Annotated in this window: 27 protein-coding genes; 9 read left to right on the forward strand and 18 right to left on the reverse strand. The window is 70.2% G+C overall.

What is annotated here, in order from left to right:
• Positions 1 to 29: 29 nt before the first annotated feature.
• The gene (locus ACFV15_RS15705; RefSeq protein ID WP_378351144.1) at positions 30 to 683 is read left to right on the forward strand and encodes a DUF998 domain-containing protein; all 654 of its coding nucleotides are present in this window, start codon (positions 30 to 32) and stop codon (positions 681 to 683) included.
• On the opposite strand, the gene ACFV15_RS15710 is transcribed toward ACFV15_RS15705, so the two are convergent.
• On the reverse strand, positions 673 to 1,770 hold the full coding sequence (locus ACFV15_RS15710) for a calcium:proton antiporter (protein ID WP_378351145.1): 1,098 nt from the start codon (positions 1,768 to 1,770) through the stop codon (positions 673 to 675). The two genes, ACFV15_RS15705 and ACFV15_RS15710, sit on opposite strands and share 11 nt — an antisense overlap.
• A 214-nt stretch (positions 1,771 to 1,984) precedes the next feature.
• On the opposite strand from ACFV15_RS15710, the gene ACFV15_RS15715 reads away from it, so the two are divergent.
• Both ACFV15_RS15715 and ACFV15_RS15720 read left to right on the forward strand, forming a co-directional pair.
• Entirely contained in the window at positions 1,985 to 2,149 is a 165-nt protein-coding gene (locus tag ACFV15_RS15715; protein WP_378351146.1) for a hypothetical protein, read from the forward strand.
• A gap of 37 nt (positions 2,150 to 2,186) precedes the next feature.
• Positions 2,187 to 3,752, forward strand: coding sequence for a PQQ-binding-like beta-propeller repeat protein (locus ACFV15_RS15720; RefSeq protein ID WP_378351147.1), 1,566 nt, complete (start codon positions 2,187 to 2,189; stop codon positions 3,750 to 3,752).
• Positions 3,753 to 3,757: 5 nt separating this feature from the next.
• On the opposite strand, the gene ACFV15_RS15725 is transcribed toward ACFV15_RS15720, so the two are convergent.
• The 7 genes from ACFV15_RS15725 to ACFV15_RS15755 form a co-directional block, all read right to left on the reverse strand.
• On the reverse strand, positions 3,758 to 4,324 hold the full coding sequence (locus ACFV15_RS15725) for a TetR/AcrR family transcriptional regulator (protein ID WP_378351148.1): 567 nt from the start codon (positions 4,322 to 4,324) through the stop codon (positions 3,758 to 3,760).
• A 9-nt stretch (positions 4,325 to 4,333) separates the two neighbouring features.
• The gene (locus tag ACFV15_RS15730; RefSeq protein ID WP_378351149.1) at positions 4,334 to 5,470 is read right to left on the reverse strand and encodes an agmatine/peptidylarginine deiminase; all 1,137 of its coding nucleotides are present in this window, start codon (positions 5,468 to 5,470) and stop codon (positions 4,334 to 4,336) included.
• A gap of 567 nt (positions 5,471 to 6,037) precedes the next feature.
• Positions 6,038 to 6,997, reverse strand: coding sequence for a catechol 2,3-dioxygenase (locus ACFV15_RS15735; RefSeq protein ID WP_378351150.1), 960 nt, complete (start codon positions 6,995 to 6,997; stop codon positions 6,038 to 6,040).
• Between the two features lie 16 nt (positions 6,998 to 7,013).
• Positions 7,014 to 8,078: a 4-oxalomesaconate tautomerase gene (locus tag ACFV15_RS15740; protein WP_378351151.1), complete on the reverse strand. Its 1,065-nt coding sequence runs from the start codon at positions 8,076 to 8,078 to the stop codon at positions 7,014 to 7,016.
• Positions 8,075 to 8,770 carry a 4-carboxy-4-hydroxy-2-oxoadipate aldolase/oxaloacetate decarboxylase gene (locus ACFV15_RS15745; RefSeq protein WP_378351152.1) on the reverse strand — a complete coding sequence of 232 codons (696 nt, stop codon included), beginning with the start codon at positions 8,768 to 8,770 and terminating at the stop codon, positions 8,075 to 8,077. Before ACFV15_RS15745 ends, ACFV15_RS15740 begins: the two co-directional genes overlap by 4 nt.
• On the reverse strand, positions 8,767 to 9,489 hold the full coding sequence (locus ACFV15_RS15750; RefSeq protein ID WP_378351153.1) for a PIG-L deacetylase family protein: 723 nt from the start codon (positions 9,487 to 9,489) through the stop codon (positions 8,767 to 8,769). The genes ACFV15_RS15745 and ACFV15_RS15750 overlap by 4 nt, the downstream gene beginning before the upstream one ends.
• An 81-nt stretch (positions 9,490 to 9,570) precedes the next feature.
• Positions 9,571 to 10,221, reverse strand: coding sequence for a GntR family transcriptional regulator (locus ACFV15_RS15755; protein ID WP_378351154.1), 651 nt, complete (start codon positions 10,219 to 10,221; stop codon positions 9,571 to 9,573).
• A gap of 75 nt (positions 10,222 to 10,296) precedes the next feature.
• Here ACFV15_RS15755 and ACFV15_RS15760 point away from each other — a divergent pair, with 75 nt between their 5' ends.
• From ACFV15_RS15760 to ACFV15_RS15775, 4 genes are all read left to right on the forward strand, one after another.
• The gene (locus ACFV15_RS15760; RefSeq protein ID WP_378351155.1) at positions 10,297 to 11,061 is read left to right on the forward strand and encodes a DUF1932 domain-containing protein; all 765 of its coding nucleotides are present in this window, start codon (positions 10,297 to 10,299) and stop codon (positions 11,059 to 11,061) included.
• A gap of 131 nt (positions 11,062 to 11,192) precedes the next feature.
• Positions 11,193 to 11,918 carry a response regulator transcription factor gene (locus tag ACFV15_RS15765; RefSeq protein WP_378351156.1) on the forward strand — a complete coding sequence of 242 codons (726 nt, stop codon included), beginning with the start codon at positions 11,193 to 11,195 and terminating at the stop codon, positions 11,916 to 11,918.
• Positions 11,915 to 13,345 carry an MFS transporter gene (locus tag ACFV15_RS15770; RefSeq protein WP_378351157.1) on the forward strand — a complete coding sequence of 477 codons (1,431 nt, stop codon included), beginning with the start codon at positions 11,915 to 11,917 and terminating at the stop codon, positions 13,343 to 13,345. Before ACFV15_RS15765 ends, ACFV15_RS15770 begins: the two co-directional genes overlap by 4 nt.
• Positions 13,346 to 13,354: 9 nt before the next feature.
• Entirely contained in the window at positions 13,355 to 15,076 is a 1,722-nt protein-coding gene (locus tag ACFV15_RS15775; protein WP_378351158.1) for a BTAD domain-containing putative transcriptional regulator, read from the forward strand.
• Here ACFV15_RS15775 and ACFV15_RS15780 read toward each other — a convergent pair.
• From ACFV15_RS15780 to ACFV15_RS15825, 10 genes are all read right to left on the reverse strand, one after another.
• On the reverse strand, positions 15,069 to 15,680 hold the full coding sequence (locus ACFV15_RS15780; protein WP_378351159.1) for a response regulator transcription factor: 612 nt from the start codon (positions 15,678 to 15,680) through the stop codon (positions 15,069 to 15,071). The genes ACFV15_RS15775 and ACFV15_RS15780 overlap by 8 nt on opposite strands.
• Before the next feature lie 10 nt (positions 15,681 to 15,690).
• On the reverse strand, positions 15,691 to 16,296 hold the full coding sequence (locus ACFV15_RS15785) for a response regulator transcription factor (RefSeq protein ID WP_378351160.1): 606 nt from the start codon (positions 16,294 to 16,296) through the stop codon (positions 15,691 to 15,693).
• 90 nt (positions 16,297 to 16,386) lie between these two features.
• A complete protein-coding gene (locus tag ACFV15_RS15790; protein ID WP_378351228.1) occupies positions 16,387 to 16,989 on the reverse strand; it encodes an ATP/GTP-binding protein in 603 nt (200 codons plus the stop codon).
• Position 16,990: 1 nt separating this feature from the next.
• A complete protein-coding gene (locus tag ACFV15_RS15795; protein ID WP_378351161.1) occupies positions 16,991 to 17,437 on the reverse strand; it encodes a roadblock/LC7 domain-containing protein in 447 nt (148 codons plus the stop codon).
• A gap of 2 nt (positions 17,438 to 17,439) precedes the next feature.
• A complete protein-coding gene (locus tag ACFV15_RS15800; protein WP_378351162.1) occupies positions 17,440 to 19,470 on the reverse strand; it encodes a sensor histidine kinase in 2,031 nt (676 codons plus the stop codon).
• Positions 19,471 to 19,482: 12 nt separating this feature from the next.
• Positions 19,483 to 20,064 (reverse strand): DUF742 domain-containing protein, encoded by a 582-nt coding sequence (locus tag ACFV15_RS15805; protein WP_378351163.1) that lies wholly within the window; start codon positions 20,062 to 20,064, stop codon positions 19,483 to 19,485.
• A gap of 9 nt (positions 20,065 to 20,073) precedes the next feature.
• The gene (locus ACFV15_RS15810) at positions 20,074 to 20,247 is read right to left on the reverse strand and encodes a hypothetical protein (RefSeq protein ID WP_378351164.1); all 174 of its coding nucleotides are present in this window, start codon (positions 20,245 to 20,247) and stop codon (positions 20,074 to 20,076) included.
• 12 nt (positions 20,248 to 20,259) lie between these two features.
• Positions 20,260 to 21,483: an NAD(P)/FAD-dependent oxidoreductase gene (locus tag ACFV15_RS15815; protein WP_378351165.1), complete on the reverse strand. Its 1,224-nt coding sequence runs from the start codon at positions 21,481 to 21,483 to the stop codon at positions 20,260 to 20,262.
• A complete protein-coding gene (locus ACFV15_RS15820) occupies positions 21,480 to 22,307 on the reverse strand; it encodes a ferredoxin (protein WP_378351166.1) in 828 nt (275 codons plus the stop codon). The genes ACFV15_RS15815 and ACFV15_RS15820 overlap by 4 nt, the downstream gene beginning before the upstream one ends.
• A 17-nt stretch (positions 22,308 to 22,324) precedes the next feature.
• The gene (locus tag ACFV15_RS15825) at positions 22,325 to 23,119 is read right to left on the reverse strand and encodes a DUF4142 domain-containing protein (RefSeq protein ID WP_378351167.1); all 795 of its coding nucleotides are present in this window, start codon (positions 23,117 to 23,119) and stop codon (positions 22,325 to 22,327) included.
• A 213-nt stretch (positions 23,120 to 23,332) separates the two neighbouring features.
• Between ACFV15_RS15825 and ACFV15_RS15830 the strand changes: the two genes are divergently transcribed.
• Together ACFV15_RS15830 and ACFV15_RS15835 are read left to right on the forward strand one after the other, a co-directional pair.
• Positions 23,333 to 24,904: a BTAD domain-containing putative transcriptional regulator gene (locus ACFV15_RS15830; RefSeq protein ID WP_378351168.1), complete on the forward strand. Its 1,572-nt coding sequence runs from the start codon at positions 23,333 to 23,335 to the stop codon at positions 24,902 to 24,904.
• Entirely contained in the window at positions 24,897 to 26,585 is a 1,689-nt protein-coding gene (locus ACFV15_RS15835) for a BTAD domain-containing putative transcriptional regulator (RefSeq protein WP_378351169.1), read from the forward strand. Before ACFV15_RS15830 ends, ACFV15_RS15835 begins: the two co-directional genes overlap by 8 nt.
• Positions 26,586 to 26,592: the final 7 nt, after the last annotated feature.

The following is a 26,592-nucleotide window of genomic DNA, read 5'->3' on the forward strand; positions in this document are numbered from 1 at the left end:
CAGCTCCCGTTCGACGACCGGAGGCGGTCATGATCCCCACCCCAGAGCAGACGATGGTCCATTCGTACCTGTTCCTGCGCCGCGTCATCGGCGGCGTCGGCATGGCGCTGCCGCTCGTGCTCATCGTCGGGCAGTTACTGCTCACCGGCGAGCTGCTGACCTCGATCAGCGGCTACTACTACGGCGACCTGCGTGACATCTTCGTCGGCGGGATGTGCGCCGCGGGCGTGTTCCTGCTCTGCTACTACGGCAAGAGCCGCACCGAGAACTTCGCGGGCTACGTCGCGGGCGCCGGTGCGATCGGGCTCGCACTGTGCCCGACCAGGCCGGTGAACCCGACCGAGGTCCAGCAGGCGCTCGGCATCGCGCACGTGGTGTGCGCGGCCGTGTTCTTCCTGACGCTGGCGTACTTCTGCATCGGCCTGTTCCCCGAGCCCGTCGAGCCGGGCACGCGCCAGGAGGTACGCAACCGGGTCTACCGCACCTGCGGCTGGACCATTCTGGCGTGTTTGGTGCTGATCGTCCTTTCCGGACGGATCTTCGAGGAGGAGATCCGGGCGCTGCGGCCGATACTGTGGCTCGAGTCCGCTGCCACGTTCGCCTTCGGTGTCGCCTGGATGATCAAGGGTCACACGCTGCTGCGCGACAAGCAGGCACCGGCCGTCGAGGCGCTCACGGGTTGATCGCGAGCACCAGGAACCCCGCCAGCAGCACCAGATGCACGCCACCCTGCAGGCGGGTCGCACGGCCTGGCACCACGGTCAGCGCGCTCACCAGCACGGTCAGCGCGAACAGCACGATCTGGGTCGCGCCGAGGCCGAGCAGCAGCGGCCCGCTCAGCCACACCGACGCCAGCGCGATCGCCGGAATCGTCAGCCCGATGCTGGCGATCGCGGAGCCGTAGGCGAGGTTGAGGCTGGTCTGCATCCGGTCACGCTGCGCGGCGCGCACGGCGGCCAAGGTCTCGGGCAGCAGCACCAGCAGCGCGATCACGACACCGACGAACGACTGCGGGAACCCGGCCGCGCGGACCCCGGCCTCGATCGCGGGTGACTCGACCTTGGCCAGCCCGACCACCGCGACCAGCGCGACGACCAGCAACCCGAGGCTGGTCAGCGCGGCCCGGCCGGTCGGCGGCTCGGCGTGGTCCTCCGGCTTGACCGAGCCGTCGGTCTCCACCGGCAGGAAGAAGTCGCGGTGACGCACGGTCTGGGTCAGCACGAACAGGCCGTAGAGCAGCAGCGACGCGAGCGCGGCGAAGGTGAGCTGGGTGCCGCTGAACTCCGGGCCGGGCGTGCTGGAGGTGAAGGTCGGCAGCACCAGGCTGAGGGTGGCCAGCGTGGCCACGGTCGCCAGCGCGGCGCCGCTGCCCTCGGGATTGAAGTGCGTCTCTCCGTAGCGGCGGGCGCCGACCATCAGCGAGATGCCCGCGATGCCGTTCATCGTGATCATGACCGCGGCGAACACGGTGTCACGAGCCAGCGAGGCGGTCTCGGGGCCACCGGAGACCATCATGGTGACGATCAGCGCGACCTCGATCACCGTCACCGCGACCGCCAGCACCAGTGAGCCGAACGGCTCGCCGACGCGGTGCGCGACCACCTCGGCGTGGTGCACCGCGGACAGCACGGTGCCCGCCAGCGCGAGCGCCACCACGGCCACCGGCACCGGCCCGAGGTCACGGCCCCAGCTCAGCGCCAGCACGACGACGCTGAGCAGCGGAACCACCACGGTCCAGGACAGCAATGCGGATCTCCGGGAGGCGGCCATGACCCCACCCTCGCATACCGTGCGTCACCTCGCCGCTCCGTCAGGCGAACCTCACAGTTCCGGCAGTCCTTTGTGGACTCGGCCGAACGGCCCGCGCGAACGGGCCGTTCGGTCAATGCCGCCGCGCCGGTTGACCGATCCGCCGGGTGCCGCCCGGGGGCGATGCTGGTAGCAGGCCGCCGGAACGGGCGGACTGGGAGCAAGGGAGACCATCATGACGATCATCGCGACCGTGGGCGCCTACGCCGGGCTGGCACTGCTGGCACTGATGTCGCTGACCCCGCTGCTGCTCGACCTCGACCAGCGCTTCCCCGTCACCCGCCACGCCAAGATCGCCCGCCAGGCACCCCCGGTCGCCTCGCGGTTCGCCTCCGCTTAGCCTGTCTCCCGGGGGCAGATCCAGGGAGGCAGTGACCGTGGGGCAGCAGTATTCCGGCTGGCAGAACAACCAGAACCAGCCGCAGGGCTACCCACCGCCACGCCAGAACCCGCCGCCGCAGGGCCAGTATCCCCAGCAGCAGCAGCATCCCCACCTGGGGTACCAGCAGCCGCAGCAGCCAGGCTGGAATCCCGGCCCCAACGACTGGGTCAGCTCAGAAGCACCGGACCTCAAGTCGAACAAGAAGCTCTGGCTGTGGCTCGTGCCCGTGCTGGTGCTGGTCGTCGCCGCCGCGATCGTGGTGCCGATCATGCTCACCGCCGACCCCGCCCCACAGAGCGGCAGCACCTCGGGCCAGCCGGTGCCGGCCGCGGGTTCCCAGAACTGGCAGGTGCACCTCGACCGGCCCCAGTACGAGAAGGGGTTCGGCGCGTGGGAGGTCGGTGACACCCTGGTCGCGGCCTACCAGGGCACGATCACCGCGTTCGCCAAAGCCGACGGCAAGCAGGTCTGGCAGGCGAAGCCGCCCGCCGACGGCGGCAAGTTCTGCGGGGTCGGCACCAGGCCGGTCAACGACCAGATGGCCATCGCCTTCGGCAAGGAACTCAACGAGCAGGGCGACGCGAAATGCAAGTTCGCCACCCTGCTGAACCTCAAGACCGGCCAGTTCGGCTGGCAGCAGCCGATGGAGGTGCCGCAGAGCGTCTCGCCGGAGAAGGCTCGCACCGGCGCGGCGCTGGAGATCATGGGTGACGTCGTGGTGGTCGCCCAGAACTACGGGACCATCGGCCTCGACCTCACGACCGGCTCGCAGCGCTGGTCCAAGCCGGTGGTCAAGCCGACCGGGGGCGACCAGGGCACCAGCGCCATCGTCAGCATGCTCCCGGCCAAGGAGTCGCTCATCGTCTCGATCGCCGGTTTCATCAGCGACCCCGCGATCACCTTCGCCTACCTCAATCCCGCGACCGGTGAACTGAGCCAGGGCAAGGACTTCGGCACCAAGGACGGCGACGACCGGTTCGGCAGCCCCCGCCTGCTCACGGCCGATCCGCCGGTGGCGCTGATCAGCGGCGGCAAGAACTCGGTCTACCTCATCATGGACGAGAAGTTCGAGAAGACCGGCCTGATCGACGCGGGCAAGCTGGGCGAGCCCGACGGGCTGCACGCCGACGGCGTCGGCCTCGAGTTCACGAACAACCACCAGCCAGGCCACCGGTTCCTGATCAGCGACGGCCTCATGGTCAGTGTCACCACGATTCCGCTCAACGGCACCAACAAGCTCGTCGCGCACGACATCAAATCCGGCGAAAAGAAGTGGGAGCGGGCGATCCCCGACGGCAGGGCGATCATGCCGCTCGCCGCCGAGAACGGCTCTGTGGTCACCCTCATCTCGCCCGCGACCCCCGACGGCGACCAGCGGATCGCCCGATTCTCGCTCACCGACGGCTCACCCGGCCCGGTGACCGCCCACCCGCTCAAGACGCAGAGCGGCGGCTCGCCGGTGACCCAGGACTTCCAGTACTTCTGGCACGACGGGCGCCTGTGGGGCGTGCGCGGCCCGTCCAACAAGTTCGACCTCGACGCGTTCTCAATCGGGACGTAGCAGTCCTAGCGAAGCCGGCCCGCGAGGGCGGAAGTCAGGACCCGACGGGCACGTTCCAGCGTGATCGAGCCGCTGTGCCAGCGTTCGCTGAGCCCTTCGACGAGCGCGGTGAGGTGCTCGGCGGCAAGCCCGGCGTCGACGTCCGCCGCGACTTTCTTGGCGGCCTGAGCTTCGCGGATGAGGCTCTCGACGTCGGCGTTCCACGCGCGCGTGGTCGCGCTCAAGGCCTCGCGCAAGCCGTCGTTGAACACGGCGCTGGCGCGCAGTTCACCCCAGGCGATGCTGTTCTCCCGGACCTCGTCGGTGTCCTGGAGTTCGAGCAGCAGCAGCCGTTCCAGCCGCGTCACCGGATCGCCGCTGGTGAACGCCGCGTCGGTGTAGCTCTCGGCACGATGGTTGATGTGCTCGAGCGCGGCGTGCAGAATCCCGGCGCGATCCTTGAAGTGGTAGTAGATCAGCGCGGTCGACACGCCGGCCTCGGCGGCGAGCTTCTCGACCCGTAGCCCGCGAACCCCGTCTTGGGCGATGACGCGGACCGCGGCTTGCAGGATCTGGGTTCGACGCTCAGGCACGGCAGCCCACTATAGTTCGGCGGGTTCCTGCTGGGTCGTGCAGTGGATCCCGCCACCGCCCGCGGCGATCGCGTCGATCGGGATCTGCACGATCTCGCGGCCAGGGAACAACCTCGTCAGCGTGGCCTTGGCGGCCGAATCGGTCTCCGCGTCACCGAACTCGGGCGCGATGACCGCGCCGTTGCAGACATAGAAATTTATATAGCCGGCAGCGAAGTCATCCCCGGCGTTCTTGGCGCGCAACACCGACGGCCCGTCGAGCGTCTCGACCCGCAGCGCGCGGCCTCGTGCGTCGGTCGCGCCGCGCAGGATCTCCAAATGCCGCCGGGTGACCGCGTAGTCGAAGGATTCCGGGTCGTTGTCGAACCCGGCGACCACCACACCCGGCCCCGCGAAGCGCGCGTAGAAGTCGGTGTGGCCGTCGGTGATGTCCTTTCCGGCGATACCGGGCAGCCAGATCACCTTCTTGATCCCCAGCAGCTTGCCGAGCTCGGCCTCCACCTCGGCCTTCGACCGCCCGCGGTTGCGATTGTCGTTGAGCACACAGGATTCCGTGATGATCGCGGTGCCCTCACCATCGACCTCCAGCCCACCGCCTTCGAGCACCAGCTCGGTGTGCAGCGTCTCGGCACCCACCCGGCCGGTGACGAACTCGGCGACCGTCGCGTCCTTCCGGTGCTCCTGCTTCCCGCCCCACCCGTTGAAGTTGAAGTCCACACCCGCCTTGGCACCCCTGACGAAAACCGGCCCGGTATCGCGCATCCACAGGTCGTCGATCTCGGCGGCCACGAGTTCGACATTCGGGCCGACCAGCGTCTTCGCGACCTCCAGCTCACCGGGCCGCACCAGCATCGACACCGGCTCGAACCGCGCGATCGAGTTCGCGATGGTCACGAGATCCCGGCGCACCTGCGGCAAAGCCCGCGCACCCCAGATTCGCTCGCTCGCCCCGAAGGCCATCCAGGTGCGCCGATGCGGGTCACCCTCGTCAGGCATGATCACGGTGCGCGGCGCTTTCGTTCCCGGGCCCGGGTTCTGACCTGGGTTCTGGCTCGCGTTCGTGCTCGCGGCGGGTTCGTCGCACCCGGCCAGCAGCAGGCCACCGATCGTCACCACGCTCGATCGGATGAAGCGTCGGCGTCGCACCACGTCTCCTTCAGTCTCAGGGTTCTCGCTCACCGACACTAATCCTGACTAAATTTTCAGTCAAGCCAGTCGTCGAAGCGGTCACTCCCCGTTCCTTGGCGTTTTTTGGCCGGCCTTCGGTGACGTGGCGCACTTGGCGGCGCCGTATAGGGTGTTATACGGCCAGGTTGGGGCGCGAGCCCGCGACTTGGGGTCGTGAGCGTTGTCAATCGGCACGCGAGCACGTGAAAGCCGAGTCGGCCGGGCCGTCGTCGGTGGCCCGGCCGCAAGCACCTAACGTCCACAAAGGATTCGACCGGCCGAATTTCGCCCCGCAATTTCGCATTTGCCTTCTTTGCGGGGCGGGGTGGACGGAACGAACGGGGCGTATGCGTCGCTCAGCGTTGCGAACGCCCCGTTCACAACGTTCAACCACCCCCGCGGCACCCACCGAGCAGCGGGCTAGACCAACCTGCCCGCCCCATAACTACCCGGCATTGCGCATATCTGGGTGAGGGAGGCCCTCACCCAAGCCGCCCTCGGGTACGCCATGTTCGGCTTTCCCGTCAATAGAACCGCCCGCAACGCTTACGAGGCCAGGGGCGGGGTGCCGTGGGTGTGGAAGGACTCGATCGTCTTCAGGCCCCAGGCTTGGCCCTTGGCTCGCTCGGCCTCGGTCCACGTGATCGGCTGCCAGTCCGGCGCGAAGATGAGCCTGCCGGTGGGGTTGCAGAGCTCGATGCGGTTGCCGCCCGGCTCGTAGAGGTAGAGGAAGAACGTCTGCTGGATCGCGTGCTTGTGGGGGCCGGTTTCGATGTGGACGCCGTTGTCGAGTGCGATGTCCGCGGCGCGGAGGATGTCCTCGCGGGTGTCGGTGGCGAAGGCGATGTGGTGGAGGCGGCCGTGCGAACCGGTGCGGTCGTTGGTGTAGACGAGGTCGTAGGACTTCTGCGCGAAGTGGGTCCACTGGCCCGCTATCACGCCGGTGTCGAGCATGATCTGCTCGGTGACGCGGCCACCGAGCGCGTCGCAGATGAAGCCGCCGTTGGTCGCGGCCTCGGCCGCGAGGTAGTTGACATGGTCGAGTCGGCGGACGCCGACTCCGCGCCCGGGGTAGGCCTGTGCCTGGTTCTTGAGCGCGGGCCGCAGGTCCGCGGGCGGGACGTAGCGCTCGGTTTCCCAGTAGATCTCGAGTTCGTGGCCGTCCGGGTCGCGGAAGAGGTAGGTCGGGCCGATGCCCTCGTCGCCGTCGACCCAGCCGATGCCGAGTCCGCGTTCCTCCAGTGCCGCCACCCGGCGGTTGAGCGCTTCCTCGCTGGACGCGCGCAGAGCGGTGCGGCCGACGCCCGAGGTCGTGGATGCGGTGAGTTTCAGGCTGTGGTGCTCGTAGTCGTCCCAGGTGCGCAGATAAACGGAGTCGCCGTCCGTGCCGTTCTCGGTCAGGCCGAGTACGCGGACGAAGAAGTCGAGGCTCTTCTCCGGCTCGGGGGTGAAGAGTTCGACGTGCCCCAGGTGGGCGATCTCGTGGCGGGGCGAGGGGTGGGGCATGGACTTCTCCTGCGGCTCAAGGTCGGGGAAAGACGGTGCCGTCGAACAGTTTCCGCGCGGTGCGGAACACGCTCGACCTGGTCACCCGTGGTGGTGAGACGGTCGTGTCGAGGTCGATGCCGACGGCGAGGCTTCCGCTCGCGTGCTCGATCTCGACGGGGCCGCCATCGGGCGGGGCGACGAAGAGTTCACTCCCGGCCGCGCCTTCGAGTAGCAGTGCCGTGACGACGCTGACCCCGCCGAGCACGCCGATCGACGGGTGCGGGCGCACCGGGATGAACGTCCGCGTGCAGATCGCGCCGCCGTCGCGGGGCGCCGCCACGAGCGTGGTCTTGGGTACCGAGAGCGCGGTGACGTCGCCGAGGCCCATGAGCTTGCCCGCTTCGGTACGCACCGCGTTGATCCGCGCGGCGAGAGCGGTGTCGGCGGCCAGGTCGTCGACGGGCTCGTAGCCGGTGATGCCGAAGTCGGCGGCGCGGGCGACGACCACGGGCATGCCATTGTCCACACAGGACACCTGGATGCCGTCGATGTCGTCGGACACGGCACCGGTGGGCAGCAGGCTGTCGCAGACCGATCCCGCCGTGCCGGTGAACTCCAGCTCGACCGCGGCCGCCGTGCCCGGCACCCCGGAAACGGCGGTCGTGCCGCGGTAGTCGACGCGGCCGCCGGGTGTCGGGAACGTCGTGACCGCGATCGATCCGGTGTTGAGGAGCAGGACCCGGACGCTGGTGTCCTCCCAGCCCGCGGGCACCAGCCCACGCTCGACGGCGAACTGGCCGACGCCGGCGAGCAGGTTGCCGCAGGTCTGGCGGTCCGAGATCGTCGCATCGCCGACGCCGAGTTGCAGGAACAGGTAGTCGACGTCCCGGCCCGGCCCGTCGGCGCGCGCGATGATCGCCACCTTGCTGGTGACCGGGTGCGCGCCGCCGATGCCGTCGATCTGGCGTGGATCGGGGGTGCCCATGATCCGCAGCAGCAGGTCGTCGCGCTCGGCGGGATCGGCGGGCAGGTCGGAGGCGAGGAAGTAGGCGCCTTTGGACGTTCCGCCGCGCATGAGCATGCAGCGCACGCCGGTCATCGCGCGTACTCCTCGGCGGTCACGTACCGCACGCCGAGTTCCTCCAGCTTGCGGCGCAGCCCGTACCGGTCGAGCCCGAGTTCCCCGTTCGCGAAGGCCTCGCGCGACGCGGCTTCCTTGTCCAGCCGCGCTTTCGAAGCCGACAGCGCGACATCGACGGAATCGCGGGGTACACAAAGGACACCGTCGTCGTCGGCCAATATCGCGTCGCCCGGCCTGACGATGTGGCCGCCCAGCACCACGGGGACGTTGACCGCGCCTGCTGTCGCCTTGACGCTGCCCTGCGCACTGATGGCCGCCGACCAGACCGGGAAGCCGAGCGCGCGCAGGTCGGCGACGTCGCGGACACCGGCGTTGATCACCAGGCCGCGCACCCCCCGATAGCGCAACGCGGTGGCGAACAGTTCGCCGAACAGCCCGTCCGTTGACGGCGAAGTCGTGGTCACGACCAGGATGTCGCCCTCACCGCATTGCTCGACCGCGGCGTGGATCATCAGGTTGTCGCCAGGCCAGCACAGCGCCGTGACCGCGGTGCCGCCGATCCGGGTGCCGTGCTGGATCGGCCGCAACCGCGGCCCCAGCAGGCCGCTGCGCCCCAACGCTTCGTGCACGGTGGCCACGCCGTAGCCGGCCAAATCGTCCACTATGGACAAATCGGCGCGCGCCGGACCGGTGACGATCACGGGTTTCATGCCAGTACGTCCGTGACCTGCGGGTAGAACCGCACGTACGCCTCGCCCATGGTGGCGTGCGGCAGGCCGAGATTCGGTCCGGCGTTGCGCTTGAGCTGCACGCCGCGACGCTTGGCGAGATCGGTGTAGTACTCCCACATGTGCTGCTGCGCGGGCAGGCACTCCATCGCCTTGCGCTTGATCTCGAAGACCGGCGTGATGTCCAGCAGCACGTCGGGCTTGAAGTCGCACTGCTCGGGCTGATGCGGCTCGAAGAAGAACACCGGCGGCGCGCCGAGCGGCTCGCCGGGCGCGTCATAGCCGACGGCCTGCGCCAGAACCCTTGCCTGCAAAGCCATCCGCGCCGCCGCGGGATGGTCACCGTTGTACGGGTCGGCCTGCGGATGGGTCAGCACGACCGACGGCTCGGTCTCGCGGTAGACCCGGACGATCCGGTCGACCAGCTCGGGCGACTCGACCAGCGGGTAGTCTCCCGCGTCGAGGAATTCGATCTCCGCACCCAGCACCGCGGCCGCGTCGGCGGCCTCGGCGCGGCGGATTTCCTTGACCTGGGCGAGTGTTTTGCCCGCACGCCACGCCTTGGCCGACTCGCCGCGCTCGCCGTAGGTCAGGCACAGCACCTTCGCGCGGTCGCCGCGCGACGTGGCCAGCGCCAGCGCGCCCGCGGCACGCCACACGAAGTCACCAGCGTGGGCACTGATCACCAGCAACGACCCCATGGCCGCACTCCCCTCGTCGTCGAACACTTCCCAAAGTAAGGTTCGTCGACGCGATTGTCAACAATTTTGGCGTGAATCTGCTCAGAGAACCCTTGCCGCATCAGCCTCGCGGAGCGCGTCGATGACGCTGCAGAGGTGCTTTTCCATGGCGGCCGAGGCCTCGACGGGATGGTGCGAGCAGATGGCGTCGATGATCGCCAGATGCTCCGGCAATGACACCTGCGGCCTGCCCGGCCGCATGGCGAGGCGGAACTGGTGCCGCACGTTCTGCCCGCGCAGCCGCTGGAGCACCTGCGCGGCGGTGCGCTGCCCACTGATCTCACGAACCCGGCGATGCAGCCGCTCGTTGAGCGCCGAGTAGCCGACCGGGTCCATCCCGCTGACTGCTCGCTGCATCATTTCGCCGACTTCGCGCAGCTCAGCGACCTCTTCGTCGGTGATGCGCTCCGCCGCCTTCGCCGCACACAGCGCCTCGAGCGCCATCCGCACCTCGGAGATTTCGATGGCTTCCTCGAGCGAAACCGCCCGCACTCGCGCGCCACGGTTCTGCACCCGCTCGACGAGTCCCTCGTTCGCGAGTTCGATCAGCGCCGAGCGCACACTGGCACGGCTGGCGCCGAACCCCGCCGACAGGTCGGCCTCGACCAGCCGCTGGTTGGGCACGAACTCACCGCGCACGATGGCGTCGCGGATCGCGGCCACCACCGAGCCCTCCCCCACGCTCTCTGTCATCGACAGCTCCACTTTGTTGACAATTTTGGCGACGTGATCGTCTACTTAATTGTACAGCTTCGAAGGGATTGTCCTATGACCGAAACCATCGCGGTACTCGGCCTCGGCGAAGCGGGCGGTGCGCTGGCGCGGGATCTCGTCGCGGCGGGCGCGGTCGTCCGCGGCTATGACCCGGCCGTCACGCCGGCCGCCGGGATCATCGAAGCGCACTCGGAAGCCGACGCCGTCACCGGCGCGGACCTCGTGCTCAGCGTGACCAGCGCGTCGGCGGCGGAAGGCGCGCTCATCGCCGGCCTGCGCGGCGCGGGCGCGGACACGATCTGGGCCGACCTCAACACCGCCTCCCCCGGCGCGAAACGCGACCTGGCCGCGCGAGCGGCGAAGCACGGCCTCTGGTTCACCGACGTCGCGATCATGGCCCCGGTGCCAGGCCGCGGCCTGCGGGTGCCGATGCTCGCCAGCGGCAAGGCCGCGATTCCGGCCGCCGGGCTGCTCAACTCCTTCGGCGCCGCCGTCGAGGTCACCGGCGGCGAGGCCGGGTCCGCCGCGGAGCGCAAACTCCTGCGCAGCGTGTTCTTCAAGGGCATGTCGGCGGCTGTCGTCGAAGCACTGAGAGCCGCCGCCGCGGCGGGCTGCGAGGACTGGCTCCACCGGGTCATCGCCGCCGAACTGACCGGCGCCGGAGCGTCCACTGTAGACAGGCTGCTCGACGGCTCACATCGGCACGCGGCACGCCGCACGGCCGAAATGTCCGCCGCCGCCGAAATGCTGGCCGAGCTGGGCGTTCCCGCCGAGGTGGCCCGCGCCGCACGGGACCAGCTCGCCCGTTTGGCCGAATAGACCGTTGCACCCCATCCGCAGATCGTATACGTTATTGGATACGAACTAAGACGTGGCCGAACATCGGCCCGTTTCGATCCCCACTGACAGGCCTGACCCGCCCACGCCCCCGAAGACGCGGGAGAACCACCATGCCCGGACGACCGGCGCCGCTCGACCAATCCACCATCAGGGTGCTCGTGATCACGGGTGACCCGGCCACCGCGAGCAGACTCGCGGACACCGTGCGCCTCGGCGGCTACCTGGCCGAGCGCGCCCATGACTCCCGTGACGGACTCGCCCGCGCGCTGACCCGGCTGCACGACGTCGTGGTCATCGACCGCGAGCTCGCCCCGGAGTCGGGGCTCCACCTGCTGCGCAGGCTCCGCCGCGCCCAGCTGGCCACGCCCGTGGTGATGCTCATGCCGCCCGGCTCCTCCGCCGACCAGGTCGCCTGCCTCCGGCTCGGCGCCGCCGCCTGCCACGACAAGCGCGCGGCGCCGGAAGAACTACGCGCGAGAGTGCGCGCGCTGTGCAGGCGCAGCCCGTTCCGCGCCGGCGTCATGCAGCTCGGCGCCGCCCAGGTCGACCTGACCCGCCGCGTCGTGACCTGTGTGGACGGCAGGCATGTCCAGCTCACGCGCCAGGAGACCGCGCTGCTGTCGGTGCTCGGCGCGGCACGGAGCCAGGTGGTGTCACGGGCGCGGCTGAACGCGCTCGTCTTTCCCGACCGCCACGCCAAATCGATCGTCGACACCTACGTCTACTACCTCCGGCGCAAGCTCGGGCGCGACGTGGTGCAGACCGTACGCAGCGTCGGCTACCGGCTCGGCAGTGTGCCGTTCCGCGACCCAGAACCCTTGAGGGAGCCAGCATGACCGACGTGTCCCCACCGGCGACGGCCACCGCCGCCGCGATACTGGCCAGGCTCGACCGGCTGCCCCGGCACGCGGTCGCGTCGGCGGCGACCGGGAGCACCGGCCTGGTGATGTTCTTCGTCTTCTACGGCAACTTCGACATCAACGTGTCGTTCATCCAGACCTGCGCGCAGATCCAGCCGGGCTGCACTCCCGCGACCGCGCAGCAGTGGCTGACCCTGCCGGTGGTGCTCTATCTGCTCGGCTACCTGTTCGGCGGACTCGTGATCGCGCCGATCTCCGATCGCGTCGGCCGCCCGAAGGCACTGCTGATCACGGTCGCGTTCGGCGTCGTCGGCTCGGTGGTCACCGCGCTCGCGACGGGCTACCCCGTGTTCGTCATCGGCCGCGCGATCACCGGTGTCGCGCTGGGTGGCTCGCTGCCGATCGCGAACACGTTCATCGGCGAGATCGCGCCCGCCAAGGCACGCGCCAAGTACACCGCGATCACGTTCGTCGCCTGCGCCGCTGGCGCGATGGCCGGGATCTGGGCTGGCCTGATCGCGACGACCCCGCCCGCCGGCTTCCCGGCGGGTCTCCCGTTCGCGATCGGCTTCGACTCGGGCTGGCGCTGGATGTACGGCGTCGCCGTGCTGCTGGGCCTGGTGGCGCTCGCGGCGACGACCCGGCTGCCGGAGTCGCCACGCTGGCTCATCGAACACGGGCGTCTCGGCGAGGCGGACGCGATCGTGTCCACTTTGGAGCGCAAGGCGCTGCGCCGCGGTCCGCTGCCCGAACCGGCCGCGACCATCGTCATCCCGGAGCACACTCCGGAGAGCGCGGCCTACCGCGAACTGCTCGGCACCGCGCGTTACCGCAGGCGGACGCTGTTGCTGATCGCCGTCTGGTTCACCGGCTACGCCACGGTGTTCGGCTACTCGACCGGCTCGACCGTGGTGCTGACCAGCCTGAACTTCAGCCCGCCGGTGGCGGGGATGATCACCGCGGTCGGCGGGATCGGCTTCTTCGTGCAGGGCCTGTTCTCGGCGCGCTGGTCCGAGAAGCTGGAACGGCGGTACTGGCTGCCGATCGGGGCGGGGCTGACGGTGCTGGGCTCGGTGATCGTCGCGCAGCTCGGCGACGACATCGGCTGGGCGTTCGCCGGGTCGTTCCTGGTGTTCTTCGGCTTCAACGTCTGGGTGCCGCCGACCTTCGCGCTGTCCGCCGAAAGCTTCCCGACGCGGGTGCGGTCCGCCGGGTTCGGCCTGGTCGACGGCGTCGGCGTGCTCGGTGGCGCGGCGGGCATCCTGGTCATCGCCCCGCTGGTGCCGCACCTTTCACCGCTGGCCGCGCTGCTGCTGATCTCGGGGTTCCTGGTGGTGGCGGCGGTGCTCGCGCAGTTCACCCCGCGCACCAGGAACCGGGCGCTGGAAGACGTTTCCCCGTGACCGCGTGAGATGCGCGTCGAGCTGCTGGGTCCGCTGCGGGCCTTCCGTGACGCCGGCGAGCTGGTTCTCGGGCCCGCTCGCCGGCGCGCGGTGTTCGCCGCGCTCGCGCTGGCCGGTCGGCCGGTCGCCGTCGGCGAACTCGTCGCGGCGGTCTGGGGACCCGGCGCGCCCGCGGGCGCGGCCGGGAGCGTGCACGGCTACATCTCAGGCCTCAGACGGGTTCTGGGACGTGACCTGCTGACGAGCGGGCCGGCCGGGTACGAACTCGCACCGGTGCGGCTCGACGCGACCGTCTTCGAGCGGCTGATCCACCGTGCCCGTGACGAGCCTGGCGAGCGCGTCGCCTGGCTCGACAAGGCACTCGGGATGTGGCACGGCGAACCGCTCGCCGGTGTGCCGGGCCCGTTCGCGGAGACCGAGCGCGCGCGGCTCGTCGACCTCAGGCTGACCGCGGCCGAGCTGCGCGCCGAGACCCGGATGGACGACGGCGAAGCGCACGGTCTCCCCGCCGAACTCGCCGCGCTGGTCCGTGAATTCCCGCTGCGGGAACGGCTTCGCGAGCTGATGATGCTCGCGCTCTACCAGTGCGGAAGGCGGGCCGACGCGCTCGCGGCGTTCCGGGACGCGCGCACGACGCTCGCGGAGGAGCTCGGTGCCGAGCCCGGTATCGCGCTGCGGCGTCTGTATGAGGGCATTCTCGCGAACGACGTGGTGCTGAAGCGCGCCAAGACTCGCCTGGATGTGCTCCCCAGCCGGGTCGCGGCGCGTTATCAGGCCACAGTGGACAGACCATTCGTCGGCCGCACCCCGGAACTCGATCACCTCAGTGCCATGGTCGCGGATGTCCGGCGCGGGCGTGGCGGCGTCGCCTGGGTCGAAGGCGACTACGGGATCGGCAAGTCCGAGCTGCTCGTCCGCGCGCTCGGGTCGTCGCATGGCTGTCAGGTCGGCTGGACGGTCACGGACGAGCTGACGGGCCGGACCCCGTTGCGGGTGCTGCTCGACTGCCTCGGGATCGAAAGTCCAGGCCAGAGCGAGGAAAGCCGGGTGCTCGCTCTCGTCGACGCCCTCTGCGCGCGGTCCCCGGTGATCCTGGTGGCCGACGGCCTGCAGTGGGCCGACGACGCCAGCCTCGTGCTGTGGCACCGCCTCGCCGCCACCACCGCGACCCGCCCACTCCTCCTGCTCAGCGCGTCGAGACCGGTCCCCCGCGGCGAAACACTCGCGAAACTGCGCCGCGCACTCCACGACCGCGTTCTCCCGCTCGGACCACTCGCCCCGTCGGAAGCGTTGACACTGAGCCAAAACCTGCTCGGCGCGTCGGCGGGCCCGGAACTCCAGCGTCTCATCGAACGCATCCCCGGCAATCCGCGTTATCTCACCGTACTGAGCGAATCGCTCGACCTCCGGACCGAATACGGGGTCCGCGAACTCCGCGACGGCCACACCACGCCGAAACCGCTGCTGGAAACGATCCGCGACGGGTTCGAGGTGCTGTCTCATCAGGCACTGCGCTGGGGCGCGTTGCTCGGCCCCGAGTTCACCCTTTCCGAGATCGCCGCTCTCACCGGGCAGCCGCCGTCCGAGCTGGTCCCCGTGTTCGAGGAGGCGGCCACCGTCATCGACACTTCGGGCTCCCACCTCACTTTCACGCATCCTCTGTTCAGGGAAGCCTGTTACGACGGGATCCCGCCCGCGACGCGCGAGGCGCTGATCCGGCAGCTCAGCTGATCAACCCGGCCCGGAACGCGTACGCGACCGTATGCGTCTTGCTCGTCAGCCCGAGCCGGGTCATCACCCCGCGCAACATCGCCTTGACCGTCGCTTCCGAACACGCCAGCTCGGCCGCGATCTCACTGGTGCGGAACCCCTCCGCCACCAGCCGGACCGCGTCCACCTCACGCGGGCCCATCCCCTGCAACGTCATCCCGCACGGTTCGAGCACCTGGCTCCGCAACGTCTGCAGCTGCCGCAGCAACGCCGACTGCAGCTCGCCCGGCAGCACCGCGACCGAGCCGTCGGCCGCCCCGAGCACGGCGGAGACCAGCCGTCTCGGCGACACGCCCGCGGTCGGCAGCACGCTGACCACCCCGTTCTGGACCGCGAACAGAATGTCGGCCGCCGCGAAACCGTCCGTCACGACCACGCATTTCGCGCCGCGCACCCGGCGCACGGCGTCCACATGCCTGCCGGTCACCTCGGGCTCGGCGAGCACGACGACGGCGGGCGCCGCCTCGTCACCGACGATCTCGACGCGGTCGTCGGCCAGCATCGCCGCCACGCCGCGGCGGGTGACGGGATCGGACGCGTGGACCGACACGCTCAGCGGACGCACTCCAGCCTCCTCAGATCACGCCTGCCCGCATGGCGTAAGCCACCGCGTGCGAGCGGTTGCGCAGGCTCAGCCGCCGGGTGACGGCGTAGATGATGTTCTTCACCGTGCGTTCCGAGTACCGCAGGCTGCGGGCGATCTCGTCGGTGTCGAGGCCGTCCGCCATCAGCCGGAGCACGTCGATCTCGCGTTCGGTGAGCCGCCCGGCGACCAGCCCGTTCGGCCGGAGCACCTCCCGGTGCAGCCGTTCCAGATGGGTCACCAGCGGACCGAGCAGGTTCGGCGGCAGTTCCGCGCGGTCGGCCGCCGCGGCGTGGACGGCCGCGCCGAGCCGCTCGTCCGCCGCCGCGGCGCGGGGCAGGATCGCCACCACCCGGCACTCGATGGCGGCGAGCAGCTCCGGCTCCTTGATCCCGTTGACCAGCAGCACCACCGGCACGTCGGCGGTGACCCCGCGCAACGCGGCCACCGCGCCGGAGCAGAACCGGTGGAAGCCGGCCACGACGACGTCGGCGCCGGTCTCCACCACGGTCAGCCCCGGCCGGGTCTCGAGGCAGTTGACCAATCCGGCACGCGTGATCGGATCGACCGCGCAGACGGCAACGCGAACTTCGTCCACTTCGTCCCTCCACTTCGTACAGTCGCGGAGGTCAGCATGAGCGCGCACTCTTCACCCACTCTCCAGCGCGTCTGCAGAGCTTCTGCCCGCTCAGGTGAGCGCGGGCTCCGAGACCTGCGCCATGACGTACTCGAGCAGGCTGAGCAGTGTCTGCTTGACCTCGCCTCGGTTGCGCGCGTCGCAGGCGAACATCGGGATCGACCGGTCGAGCGCCAGCGCCCGCCGGACGTTCTCCAGCGGATGGTGGCGGATGCCGTCGAACAGGTTCACCGCGACCACATAGGGAATGCGCCGGTTCTCGAAGAAGTCGATGGGGGTGAACGAGTCGGCGAGCCTGCGGCTGTCGACCAGCACGACCGCGCCGATCGCGCCGCGCACCAGGTTGTCCCACATGAACCAGAACCGCTCCTGGCCCGGTGTGCCGAACAGGTAGAGCAGCAGGTCGTCCTCGAGCTCGACGCGCCCGAAGTCCATCGCGACCGTGGTCGTCGACTTCAGCGGCACGCGCGCGATGTCGTCATGGCTGTTGCTCGCCGTGGTCATCACGGCCTCGGTCGAGAGCGGCTGGATGTCGGAGACCGCGCCGACGAAGGTGGTCTTGCCGACGCCGAAACCGCCTGCCACCACGATCTTCACCGACGTGATCGCCTTGCCGGAGGTGCTCACCTTGGCTCCTTTGTCCACTGTGGTCATGTCACGTCCCGGAGGGGTCACCGGCGGCCACCCTCGCCCTGATGTCGTGGTCGTCCCTGGCGTCCGGGGTCAGCATCCGGCCGACCCGGTCGACGAGCAGCGCCATCTCGTAGGCGATCTGCCCGATGTCGTGCGCCGAGTCGGCGAGGATGGTCAGGCACGAGCCGTCGCTGATCGACATCAGCAGCATGGTGCCCGCGTCCATCTCGACGATGGTCTCGTTGACGTTGCCGGCTTCGAAGCACTGCGCCGCGCCGTCGGTCAGGCTGACCAGCCCGCAGGCGACGGCGGCCAGCTGGTCCGCCCTGTCCTCGGGCAGGCGGTTCGACGCCGCGAGCAGCAGGCCGTCGGCGGACACCGCGACGCCGTGTGCCACTCCCGGCACCCGCTCGACGAAGTCGTTGATCAGCCAGCCGTACTCGTTCTCATGCTCAGGCGTGGATTCCACGGTTACCTCCGGTTGTGGTCTTTGGCCTTGCGCAGGCCCAGCTGGAAGCTCGACAACCTGCTCCTGGCCCTGCTCGGATCCGGCCCCGCCTTCGCCGCGGGTTCGCGCGTGGCGGCGCTGCCCGGCATCAGGTGGGCTCCGCGCTCGCGCACCGGCAGGCCGTCCTCGGTGTAGGCGAACGGTTTGGCCTGCGAAATCGTCTCGACAACGCTCCACCCTTCGTCGGCGGCGGAGATCCAGTTCTCCGGCCGCGGCGTGCCGTCCAGCTCGGCGGCCACGGACACCTCGCGTGGCTTGACGGCGGTGTTCCTGGCGCTGAACCAGCCGGAGGCCACCCGCTCGGCCGGGCTCTTGCCGTCGGCTCCCGCCCGGCCGACCTGACGGTTGGGCACCCGGACCGGCAGCTCGTCCGGCACGTCCTGATGCGCGTGCTCGACCAGCTCGCGGACCGGGTCGGCGCCGACCACGGCCAGCCGCCGCACCGGTTTCGCCTCCGCACGGCGGGTTTCCGCAGCCCGCATGGCGATCCGGCGGTCCGCCCAGCCCGGCCGTTCGGCGTCGAGCACCAGGTCGGCGGGCACCGAGACGACCGCCGTGACGCCACTGGAGCGGTCACCACCGAGCAGCTCGATGCCGAGACCGTGACGGCCGGCGAGCCTGCCGACCACGTGCAGGCCGACCTGGCGGCACTTGGCCAGCTCGGCCGAGCCCAGCCGGGTGAGCCGCGCGTTGATGTCGACCACCTCCTGATCGGTCATGCCGATGCCGTTGTCGACGACCGCGATCGACAGGCTGCCGTCCCGCAGCACCTGGCCCTGCACGGTCACCTTCGTCTCCGGCGCGGAGAACGAGGTGGCGTTGTCGAGCAGTTCGGCGAGCATCCGGATGAGGTCGTTGGCCGCCGCGTCGCCGACCTTGGCGGCGGGCGGGTCGAGCACTTCGACCCGCTGGTACTGCTCGATCTCCGAGATCGCCGCCTGGATCACACCGGCGAGCGGCACTGGCTTGGCCGGGCGGCGGACGAGTTCGGTGCCGGAGAGCACGAGCACGTTCTCCGTGGTGCGGCGCATGCGCGTGACCAGGTGGTCGAGCTGGTAGAGCGTCGTCAGCTGTTCGGTGGAGTTCTCGTTCCGCTCCAGCTTTTCGATCAGGGCGAGCTGGCGCTGCATCAGTGTCTGGCCGCGGCGGAACATGTTCACGAAGACCTCGGAGTAGCCGGAGCGGATCCGGGCCTGCTCCGCGGCCGCGTCGATCGCCGCGCCGCACACGGAGTCGAACGCCGCCGCGACACCGCTCAGCTCGCCGCCGGTGACCGGTGGCAGCTTCGGCCGTTCGAGGCCGTCGGCGTGGCCTTCGCGGACCTCGCCCAGTATTCCGGGCAGCTTGCTGTCCGCGATGTCGAGCGCGGCGGTGCGCAAGGTCTTCACCGACGTGCGCAGCCGTCGCAGCACCGCGGTGATCACCGCGCCCGCGGCCAGTGCCGCGGCGGCCAGCGCGATGAGCAGGTTCCTGGCGTAGGTGGCGGACTCGGCGGCCGCGGCCGTCGCGTCGGTCAGTTGCGGGAGCGCCGTTCCCCGCTGCACGGCCGCGTCCAGGTCGAGCAGCGACGAGGTCACGACCGAGTACTCGGCGGCGCGCTGGTCGGGATCCGGCACCGCGCGCACCTCGTCGAGACGGGCGAGCTGGCTCGTGGCCTTGCGCGCCGGATCGCCGAGGTCGTCCACCGTCGCGAGAAGACTGTTGAGCTGCGCCGCCGCCGAGTTCGCCTCGGCGCCCGCGTTCTCGGAACCGGCACGTTCGGCCCGCACCGCGGCGAGTGCGCTGACGACACCTTGACGCAGCAGCGCGAGGCGTTCGACGCGCTGCGCCTCGGCGCGGTCCGACACCGACTGCCGCACCAGCGTCACTCCCGCGGCCACCGCCACGATGACCGGCACGGCGAGCATCGCGGCAAGCAGCCCGCTCACCGTCCACTTGCGCCAGTCGGCCGCCCCGCGCATCCACGCGAGCGCCCGATCCGCCACGTTCCGCATGGTCCCCACCCCCTAGGCGAGCTTGGCGATCCCGGCGTGCACGCGCCTGAGCAGGTCGAGCGGCGGGCGCCCCTCCAGGCACGGCGTCATTTCGTGCAGCATCAGCAGGCCCTGGTCGATGGCGTCGCCGATGAGCACCTTCGCGACCCCGATCGGCGCGTTGACGGCCGACGCGATCTCGGCGACCGAGCGGGGCTTCTCGCAGTTCACGCAGATGACCAGCTGGTCGTCGCTGAGCTCCAGTGCCGTCTGGTGCAGGCCGGTCGCGGTCAGCACGGTCTCGATCTCCAGCGCGTGCCCGGCGGAGACCCGGCCGCCCGCGCGCACATACGGCCGGACGAGCGTGGCGAGCTCCTCGATGACCGGCGGCTCGGCGGGCGCGGGGAAGACGGCGCACGCGACGCGCGTTTCGATCTCCTCGGCGATCGTGATCGGCGTCAGCTCGGTCAGCACCTGGCCGAGCGGGATCACGGTGCGGCCGCGCGGCCGGTCGTCGGCGGCGGTGTGGCGGCGGAAGTCGTGCTCGGCCCATTCCCGGTAGGTGGGCCAGCCACCGCACCGGGGCCGCGCCGGTTGCTTGTCGGATGGGTTCACGCGTGCTCCTCAGCGGCCGTCGTCGGTGGTGGGCACGCAGGCGGACGGCTTGGCCGTCGCGGGCGCCTGCACGATGCGGGCCGACGACGCGGCGGTGGCCGGATCGACCGGCCCACCCGACGCGACCAGCGCCGTCACCGCCAGCGCCGCGACCACAGTGGACAGTACGACTTTCCCTTTCACCACAAGCTCCTTTCAGCTGTTGCGCACGGCCTGCATGAACGAGACCCGGCGGCCCCGCGTCGGCTCCTGTCTTTCGAGCAGCTCGTCGGCGTAGGACACGACGGCGGCCGAACTGTTGAACCCGACGATGCCCATCAGCCGGTTCCCGCGTACGTACCCGGTCACGGACCGGCCGCCTGCCGAGCGGGGCCGCAGCGCGACCCGTTCGGTGCCGAGCGCTGGCACGCCCGCCGCCTGGATCCGCAGGCCGTGCTGTTCGGACCAGAATCGCGGGATCGGCATGAACGGGGCGGCCGACGCGCGGCCCGCCAGCAGGCTTTCCGCGGCGGCACGGCCCATTTCGACGGCGTTGGTCCAGTGCTCGGTGCGCCGGGGCCGCTCGTCGAAACGCAGGTTCGGCCACCGCGCGACGTCGCCTGCGGCGACCACGTCGTCGACCCCGGCGACGTGGCAGGTCGCCTCGCAGACCACGCCGTCGTCGAGCTCGATCCCGGCGTCGCGCAGCCAGCTCACGGCCGGCACGGTGCCGACCGCCACGACGACGCAGGCGGCGTCGATCTGCTTGCCGCTGGACAGCCTGATCCCGACACTGCCCGCGCGGCCCAGGTCCCAGTCGTCGATGCCGGCGCCGAGCTGGAGGTCGACGTCGTGGTCCTCGTGCAGCTCGGCGAGCTGCCTGCCCAGGTCAGGGCCGAGCAGGTTCGCCATCAGGCTCTTGGAGCGGCCGATGATCGTGACCTCCCTGGCCATCGACCGCAGGCTCGACGCGATCTCGCAGCCGGTGAAGCCACTCCCGAGGATCACCACCGGCAGCCGGTTGCCCGCGAGCGCGCGCTGGAGGCGTTTCGCGTCGGCGATGGTCCGCAGCGAGACGACCCTCGGGTGTCCACTGTGGCCGTCGGGCGCACGCCTGGCCTCGACGCCCGTCGCGAGGATCAGCCCGTCGTAGCCGAGCTGTTCGGCGCCGGGCAGGTGCAGGACGCGGCGTTGCGGATCCAGCTGCGACACGGGGGTGCCGAGCCGCCAAATCGCGTCAAGGTCATCGAGTGGCTCGATTTCCAGGTCCGGGACGGTGAGCTCACCGGTGAGGAACTGCTTGGACAACGCGGGCCGGTGATACGGCATGACCGTCTCCGCGCCGACGATGACGACCTCGCCGTCGTAGCCGAGTTCACGCAACCGCTCGGCGGCGCGCATTCCGGCCAGTCCCGCGCCCACGATGACGATCCGGTTCACTTTTCCGTCCCCTGCAACTGGATCGCCCGCATGGGGCAGGCACGCGCCGCCGAGCGGACGGCCTGGTTGACCGCGACCTCGGGCAGCTGGCGGTACTGCAGGCGGCCGTCCTCACGCAGCTTGAACACCTCCGGCGCCTCGGTCTGGCAGAACCCGTACCGATGGCAGCGCTGGTTGTCGACGCTCACCCGCATCGGCGCGGCCTTGTCGAGCCGCTTCGCCGGGACGGTCTCGCCGTCGATGAGCCCCAGCCGCACCAGCAGCCTGGGCGGCGCCACCCGCAGGAAGGTCAGCGCCAGCGGTGGCATGGCGACGGTGATCCCGGCCAGCCACATCACGTCGATGTCGCTGTTGGCCCATGCGCCGAACCAGGAGTGGGCGACACCGAGCACGATCGCGGCGTAGGCGCTCTGGTGCAGGCGCAACCAGTTGCGGTAGCGGAAGAAGCGGTGCATCCCGGCGGTCACGAAGATCACCGCCAGCAGGTCGAAGGCGATGATGCCGAGCGCGTGCCGGAACTCGCCGCCGAGGAACGGGACGACGATCTGCAGCCCGCCGAGCACGCGCTCGTCGAGGAACAGGAAGGCCATCGCGTGGGTGCCCGCCGCGGTGAGCGTGGCGGCCGCGAGCATCACATGCCCGCCGCGCAACGCCTGATGGCCGGTGACCCTGCGGACCCAGCCGGTCGCGGTCAGCACGCCCCAGCAGAGGGTCAGGCACAGGAAGAAGTAGGCGAGCCTGCCGGAGACCGCGGCCATCTTGCGCACACCCGTGTCGTGCGCGTCGATGGCCGCCGCCAGCACCACATCAGCGGACGCGAACATTTCAGGCTCCGTTCTGCTCAGTCGTTCGCGGTCGTCTTCGGGCCGTAGCGGGCGCAGACCCGCACCACGGCGAACGTGCCGATGAGGGCGAAGCCGGCGAGCACGATGCCGAGCAGCACCTTGTTCCAGCTCGGTACCACCTGGAACGGCGCGGGATCGAGTGAGCCGACGACCATCGAGGAGGCCCTGACCAGTCCGGTGCTCTCCAGCAGGGTCATGTGCCGGATGACGACCGCGTCGGCCGACTGCGCGAACGCGCGGATCACGTCGTTGCGGGTCATCGCCCGGACCTGGCCGATCAGCATGAAGATGCTGCCGTGCGCCTGCCTGGTCACGTTGGCCCAGGCGTCGTCGGCGGCGCCGCCGGTCTTGCCCGCGATCTCCCGCTGCCAGGACCGCTGGATCGGGGTCGGGCTGGACGGCAACGCCACGTCGAGCTTCGCCGCCGCCTCGGCGACGGTGGCTTCGAGCATGTGGTGGTCGTGCATGAGCGCGCCGCCGACCGCGCGCACCTTCGGGTCCACCGAGCGGTCCGCGACCTGCCCGCTGGACGGCGCCTCCCACAGGTTCGCCCAGCGGACGTTGATCAGGAGGTTGCGGTCGTACTGGGACAGCGGCCCCCACGGCGTGTTCCAGTCGGACGGGTCCTGGTCACCGTGCTCGTTCTTGTCGTCGACGACGGTGCCGAGCCGGAGCACCTTGTCCACTGTGGATTCCAGTGCCTCGGCCGACGCGGTGCCTGCGACGCTCATGAGGAAGAACACGGTCCCTGCCGTCGCGCAGATCCGGCGTGCGGAGTGACGGAATGACATGGGTGGAGCACCCCTTTCACCACTTCTTCGGGGCGGGCAAGGCGTAGTTAAACCCTGTGGCGCACGCCGCTGAAAGGCCTGGGGGAAATCGGATGACCGAGACTGCCCGAACGAACCGATTCTCAGAAAACAGTTTCCCGATATTGCCGGACAGTCCGGCTGCGGGTATTGTCCGATTTTCGGATATCGAATATCAATTCTGAGAATATGTCCATGGACACTGACTGGCATATCCGGCTGCTCGGCCCGTTGTCGCTCAGCCACGGCTCGGCGGAGGTCGGACTCCGCTCCACGCCCCAGCGGGTCATACTGGCCGTACTCGCGTTGGCCGGTGCGGTTTCGCGGCAGGAACTCGTCGACGCGGTGTGGGGCGGGAATCGGCCGCCGAGCGCCGCGAGCAACGTCTATACGTATATCTCCGGGCTTCGCCAGGCTTTGGAACCCGGTCGGCTCCCCCGCGCCACCGACGGGCTCATCCGGTCTTCCGGTACCGGGTACTCACTGGAAATCGACTGCGACGTCCATCGCTTTCGCGCGCTGCGTGCCGGCGCCGCGCGGTTTCGCGAAGCCGGTCGGCATGAGGCGGCGCTCGCCGACCTCGAGTCCGCAATGGACCTCTGGCGAGGCGAAGCGCTCGCCGGGCTGCCTGGCCCCTTCGCGGCGGCCGAACGCGCCGACCTCGAAGAACTGCGGCTCGCCACCGCGGAAGGCCGAGCGGAGATCCTGCTGGAACTGGGCAGGCACGGCGAAGCGGTACCGGGACTGTCCGCGCTGTGCCGCGAACATCCGCTGCGGGAAAGACCACATGAGCTGCTCATGCGCGCGCTGCATCGCGGTGGCCGTACGGCGGAGGCACTCGAGGTTTTCGCCTCCGCGCGGTCGGCGCTCGTCGCGGCGTCCGGCCTCGAGCCGGGCCCGGAGCTGCGGAAACTCCATCAGGAGCTGCTCGGGGGCGGGGTACGGGCCGCTTCCGTGTCCGCACCGAGGCCCGCGCTGTTCGTGGGACGCGAACCCGAGCTGAAGGTCCTGCGCGACGCGGTGGCCGACGTACTCGCAGGACGCGGCAGCGTCCTGTCCGTGGTCGGAGAACCGGGCATCGGGAAGACGGCGTTGCTCGCGGAGGCGCTGGCGGACGTGCCCGTCCAGCCGGCCACTGTGGACACCCCTGAAGCCCCCGCCGTCCTCGTCGCCGACGACTTCGACGAGGCCGATGAGGTCACCAGGGCCCGCTGGCGGCGGTTCACGCGGATGCCCGGTCTGCTCCTGATCAGCGCGACGCGGTCCGGGCGGGAGGTGATCGGGCGACCGGTCCCGCTCAGCCCGTTCACGGAGTACGAGACACGCGCTCTCGCCGGACCGTCCGTGCCATACGAGCGACTGGCACAGGCAAGCGGAAACCCGCGCTATATCCGGGAAATCGCCGCCTCCCGCCCACCGGAACTGGTCAAGCGCATCGATGAGCACCTCACGTTCCTCACGCCGTCGACCCGGTCCGTGCTGCAGCGCGCCGCGTTGCTCGGCGAGACGTTCACGTTCGCGGACCTGGCCACCACGGTCGGGAGGCCTCCGCTCGCAGGTCACGTCGCGGAGGCGGTGGCGATGGGCGTCCTCGCCGCCGAGGGCATGACACTGCGCTTCCGGCACCCCGTGGTCCAAGCCGCACTGCGCGAAGGGCTTCCCGGTTCGCTGCGGGCCGCACTGCACATCCAGTTCGCGGCAGCACTCGCTCGCGCCGGTGCTCCCCCGGACCGCGTCACCCGTCAGCTCACCCGCGCCCATGGCTGAGCTGCGGATCGAGCTGCTGGGCCCGATCCGGGCGTGGCGTGGGACCTCGGAGCTGCCACTCGGCCCGGCACGCCAACGCGCCGTGCTCGCCACGCTCGCCTTACGCGCCGGGCACACGGTCAGCCGGGAGCAGCTGATCTGCGCGGTGTGGGGCAGCGACGAGGCCCCCGCGAGCGCGAGCGGCAACGTCCACACCTACATCTCCGGCCTCCGCCGGATCCTCGACCGCTCGATCCTGACCGGCGGCCGAGGCGGCTACACCCTGCGGGTCCCGCCCGGCAGTGTCGACTCGATCGCTTTCGAGCACCTGGTGAACCTGGGCTCGCCGGACGAGGCACTCGCGCTGTGGCACGGCGAACCGCTTTCGGGCATGCGAGGCGCGTTCGCCGACCAGCGACGCGCACGCCTCGCCGAGCTGCGTCTCAAGGCCGTCGAGCTCCGCGCGGAACGACTGCTGGCGCGGGGCGAGCACCGCGAACTCGCGACCGAGCTGACCGCCCTCACCCGCGAACACCCACTCCGCGAACGCCTGCGCGAGCTGCTGATGCTCGCGCTCGACCACGGCGGCCGCCACGCGGAAGCCCTGGCGGTCTTCCGCGACACCCGCACGACGCTGATCGCGGAACTCGGCGTCGAACCGGGCCCGGCCTTGCGGCGCCTGCACCAGCGCCTGCTCACCGGCGTCCGCGACCCGGCGCCGGACCTGCATCGCGTCACGCCGGTCCGAGCCGATCCCGTCTTCGTCGGCCGCACCGCGGAACTGTCCCGCCTGCGCACGATGATCGACGGCGGCAGCGGTTCCGCCTGGCTGGAGGGCGACTTCGGCATCGGCAAATCCACACTCCTCGCCAAGGCCCTGTCCGGCATCGGCCGCCGCCATCTCGGCTGGGCACACGCGACCGAGCTGCCGATGCCGTCGCCGGCGCTCGCGTCCTGCCTCGGCACCTCCGACGACCCGGCCGCGCGGGTGTCCCGCCTCTGCGCGACAGCGCCGCTCATCCTCGTGCTCGACGACATGCAGTGGGCCGACGACGCCACCATCCGCTCGTGGCACCGCCTCCTCGACGCGACCCGACGCCTCCCGTTGCTCCTCGTGGCCAGCGCCCGCCCGCTGCCGCGCTCACGCCAGCTGGCCCGGCTACGCCAGTCCGTCGACACCGTCATCTCACTGGGCCCGCTTTCCACCACCGAGTCCCACCAACTCCAGGAGACGCTACTGGGCGTACCGGCCTCCCCCGACGTGCGCGCCTTGGCTTGCGGCAATCCGCGCTACCTCACCGAGCTGACCCGCGGCCTCGTCGCCGAGAACGCGCTGGACGTCGCTTCGGGAACCGCCGAACTCGCGCGGCCTTTCACTCCGCCGCGCTCGCTTCTCGAGGCTCTCTCGCGCAAGCTCGTGTCCCTGTCCGGCGATGCCCGTGAAATCCTGCGTTGGGCGGCTTTGCTCGACCGTCGTTTCACGGTCGCCGAGATCTCGGCACTGACCGGTAAGCGCCCGTCCGACCTCCTCGCGGCCTTCGAGGAAACGCTCACCGCCTGCGTCTTGGCTGACCACGGCGCGTACCTCGCTTTCGCGCATCCTTTGCTGCGAAAGGCTTGCTATGCCGCGATCCCTCCGGCGTTCCGGCAGGCTCTCCGTGACCAAGCCCGCGAAAGAAGCCTTGGCGTTCCTGATCAATGACCGGCAA

This window comes from Amycolatopsis sp. NPDC059657 (assembly GCF_042734395.1).
GTDB lineage: Bacteria > Actinomycetota > Actinomycetes > Mycobacteriales > Pseudonocardiaceae > Amycolatopsis.

What these genes read in the sequence shown, in the direction of transcription:
- ACFV15_RS15705 (WP_378351144.1), top strand. Translation starts at nt 30, where the DNA reads ATGATCCCCACCCCAGAGCAGACGATGGTCCATTCGTACCTGTTCCTG.
- ACFV15_RS15710 (WP_378351145.1), bottom strand. Translation starts at nt 1,770, where the DNA reads ATGGCCGCCTCCCGGAGATCCGCATTGCTGTCCTGGACCGTGGTGGTT.
- ACFV15_RS15715 (WP_378351146.1), top strand. Translation starts at nt 1,985, where the DNA reads ATGACGATCATCGCGACCGTGGGCGCCTACGCCGGGCTGGCACTGCTG.
- ACFV15_RS15735 (WP_378351150.1), bottom strand. Translation starts at nt 6,997, where the DNA reads ATGCCCCACCCCTCGCCCCGCCACGAGATCGCCCACCTGGGGCACGTC.
- ACFV15_RS15740 (WP_378351151.1), bottom strand. Translation starts at nt 8,078, where the DNA reads ATGACCGGCGTGCGCTGCATGCTCATGCGCGGCGGAACGTCCAAAGGC.
- ACFV15_RS15745 (WP_378351152.1), bottom strand. Translation starts at nt 8,770, where the DNA reads ATGAAACCCGTGATCGTCACCGGTCCGGCGCGCGCCGATTTGTCCATA.
- ACFV15_RS15750 (WP_378351153.1), bottom strand. Translation starts at nt 9,489, where the DNA reads ATGGGGTCGTTGCTGGTGATCAGTGCCCACGCTGGTGACTTCGTGTGG.
- ACFV15_RS15755 (WP_378351154.1), bottom strand. Translation starts at nt 10,221, where the DNA reads ATGACAGAGAGCGTGGGGGAGGGCTCGGTGGTGGCCGCGATCCGCGAC.
- ACFV15_RS15760 (WP_378351155.1), top strand. Translation starts at nt 10,297, where the DNA reads ATGACCGAAACCATCGCGGTACTCGGCCTCGGCGAAGCGGGCGGTGCG.
- ACFV15_RS15765 (WP_378351156.1), top strand. Translation starts at nt 11,193, where the DNA reads ATGCCCGGACGACCGGCGCCGCTCGACCAATCCACCATCAGGGTGCTC.
- ACFV15_RS15770 (WP_378351157.1), top strand. Translation starts at nt 11,915, where the DNA reads ATGACCGACGTGTCCCCACCGGCGACGGCCACCGCCGCCGCGATACTG.
- ACFV15_RS15775 (WP_378351158.1), top strand. Translation starts at nt 13,355, where the DNA reads ATGCGCGTCGAGCTGCTGGGTCCGCTGCGGGCCTTCCGTGACGCCGGC.
- ACFV15_RS15790 (WP_378351228.1), bottom strand. Translation starts at nt 16,989, where the DNA reads ATGACCACAGTGGACAAAGGAGCCAAGGTGAGCACCTCCGGCAAGGCG.
- ACFV15_RS15800 (WP_378351162.1), bottom strand. Translation starts at nt 19,470, where the DNA reads ATGCGGAACGTGGCGGATCGGGCGCTCGCGTGGATGCGCGGGGCGGCC.
- ACFV15_RS15820 (WP_378351166.1), bottom strand. Translation starts at nt 22,307, where the DNA reads ATGTTCGCGTCCGCTGATGTGGTGCTGGCGGCGGCCATCGACGCGCAC.
- ACFV15_RS15825 (WP_378351167.1), bottom strand. Translation starts at nt 23,119, where the DNA reads ATGTCATTCCGTCACTCCGCACGCCGGATCTGCGCGACGGCAGGGACC.
- ACFV15_RS15830 (WP_378351168.1), top strand. Translation starts at nt 23,333, where the DNA reads ATGGACACTGACTGGCATATCCGGCTGCTCGGCCCGTTGTCGCTCAGC.
- ACFV15_RS15835 (WP_378351169.1), top strand. Translation starts at nt 24,897, where the DNA reads ATGGCTGAGCTGCGGATCGAGCTGCTGGGCCCGATCCGGGCGTGGCGT.